The organism is Mesorhizobium sp. M8A.F.Ca.ET.021.01.1.1, from assembly GCF_003998025.1.
In the GTDB taxonomy this organism is placed as follows: domain Bacteria; phylum Pseudomonadota; class Alphaproteobacteria; order Rhizobiales; family Rhizobiaceae; genus Mesorhizobium.
In genome coordinates this window covers 1-2,116 of sequence record NZ_RZSJ01000808.1, presented here as the reverse complement: position 1 = coordinate 2,116, position 2,116 = coordinate 1, and the positions used below count along the sequence as shown (strand labels likewise).

At 63.5% G+C, this 2,116-nt stretch carries 1 protein-coding gene; it reads left to right on the top strand.

What is annotated here, in order from left to right; all coding sequences use genetic code 11:
• A partial coding sequence (locus tag EOA36_RS34165) for a ribonuclease E/G (protein WP_127281098.1) occupies positions 1 to 2,116 on the top strand: 2,116 nt, incomplete at both ends.

Genomic DNA, 2,116 nt, shown 5'->3' with positions numbered 1-2,116 from the left:
CCTCCCACCCGGAGGAAACACGCGTTGTCGTCGTACGCGGTAACCGTATCGAAGAATTCGACTTTGAATCGCAGGACAAGAAGCAGCTCAAAGGAAATATCTACCTCGCCCGCGTAACGCGCGTCGAACCCTCCCTTCAGGCAGCCTTTGTCGAATATGGCGGCAACCGTCACGGTTTTCTCGCCTTCAGTGAAATACACCCCGACTACTACCAGATTCCGGTCGCCGACCGTCAGGCACTGCTGCGCGCGGAAGCGCAGGAGGCCGAGGACGAAGAGAACGAGGACGGCGAAGGCGACGATCGCCAGAGCCGGGATCGCGGGCGGCGCGGTCGCCGGCGCGGCGGCAAGAGCCGCGACCGTGGTGAAAACAGGCGCGATGCCGGCACGGCCGATTCCGGCGAGGCAAACGAGGCCGCCGGCGAGACAGACGAAAACAACGACAATGGCGCGGATGCCGTCGCCGAGGACATGTCCAACGTTTCGGGAACCATGGAACCCGATGCCTCGGAACACGCCGGTGCATCCGAACGTGACGGTGCATCCGAAGCTAACGGGGCATCCGAAGATAACGGGGGTTCTTCCGAACAGGATGAAGGCGAAACCAGCGACGGTGGCCCCAAGTCGATCGCCGCCTCCGTCGAAGGCGACGTGATTTCCGAACCCGTGCCGCAGGCGGAACAGGGCAGCGAAGCCACTTCCGCCGACAATGACCGCGGGATGCTCGAGGAAGTATCCTCTTCCCATCCGGACGATCATGAGATCGAATCGGTTGGCGCCGAGGATGCGCTCGAGGAAGTGCGCAACCGCCGCAAGCCGGTGCGCCGCCAGTACAAGATCCAGGAAGTGATCAAGCGCCGGCAGATCCTGCTGGTGCAGGTCGTCAAGGAAGAGCGCGGCAACAAGGGTGCAGCGCTCACCACCTATCTGTCGCTTGCGGGCCGCTATTCGGTGTTGATGCCGAACACGGCGCGCGGCGGCGGCATTTCGCGCAAGATCACCAGCGCGGTCGACCGCAAGCGCCTCAAGGAGGTCGTCGCCGATCTCGAAGTGCCGCAAGGCATGGGCGTCATCCTGCGGACCGCCGGCGAGAGCCGCACCAAGGCGGAGATCAAGCGCGATTACGAATATCTGATGCGGCTGTGGGAGAACGTGCGCAATCTCACGCTCCAGTCCACCGCCCCTGCCCTCGTCTATGAGGAAGGCAGCCTGATCAAGCGTTCGGTGCGCGATCTCTACAACAAGGATATCGACGAGATCCTGGTTTCCGGCGACGAGGGCTACCGCGAAGCCAAGGACTTCATGCGCATGCTGATGCCGAGCCACGCTAAGGTGGTTCAGCCGTTCCGCGACACGACGCCGATCTTCGTGCGCAACGGCATCGAGGCGCAGCTCGACCGCATGCTGCAGCCGCAAGTGACGCTGAAGAGCGGCGGCTACATCATCATCAACCAGACCGAAGCGCTGGTCGCCATCGACGTCAATTCGGGACGCTCCACCAAGGAGCACTCGATCGAGGACACCGCGCTCCACACCAATCTGGAAGCGGCCGAGGAAGTCGCCCGCCAGCTCCGGCTGCGCGATCTTGCCGGCCTGATCGTCATCGACTTCATCGACATGGAGGAGAACCGCAACAACCGCTCCGTCGAGAAGCGGCTGAAGGATCACCTCAAGAACGACCGCGCCCGCATCCAGGTCGGCCGCATCTCGCATTTCGGCCTGATGGAGATGTCGCGTCAGCGCATCCGCGCCAGCGTGCTGGAATCGACCATGAAGCCATGCCCGCATTGCGGCGGCACCGGCCATGTGCGCTCCGATTCGTCGGTGGCGTTGATGGTGGTAAGGGCGATCGAGGAGTTCCTGCTCAAGGATTCGCGCAGCCACATCACGGTGCGCACGCCGGCCGCGACCGCGCTCTACGTGCTCAACCACAAGCGCGGCACGCTGGTGGAACTGGAAAGCCGCTTCGGCCTGACCGTCACCATCGAGGCCGACGATACGGTTGGTGCCCAGCACTACGCGATCTTCCGCGGCGCGCTGGCCGAAAAGCCGGAAGGTTTCGTCGAGGCGCGCAGCCTGCCGGCCTATGTCGAGCCGGAAGAGCCCGAGGACGAGAT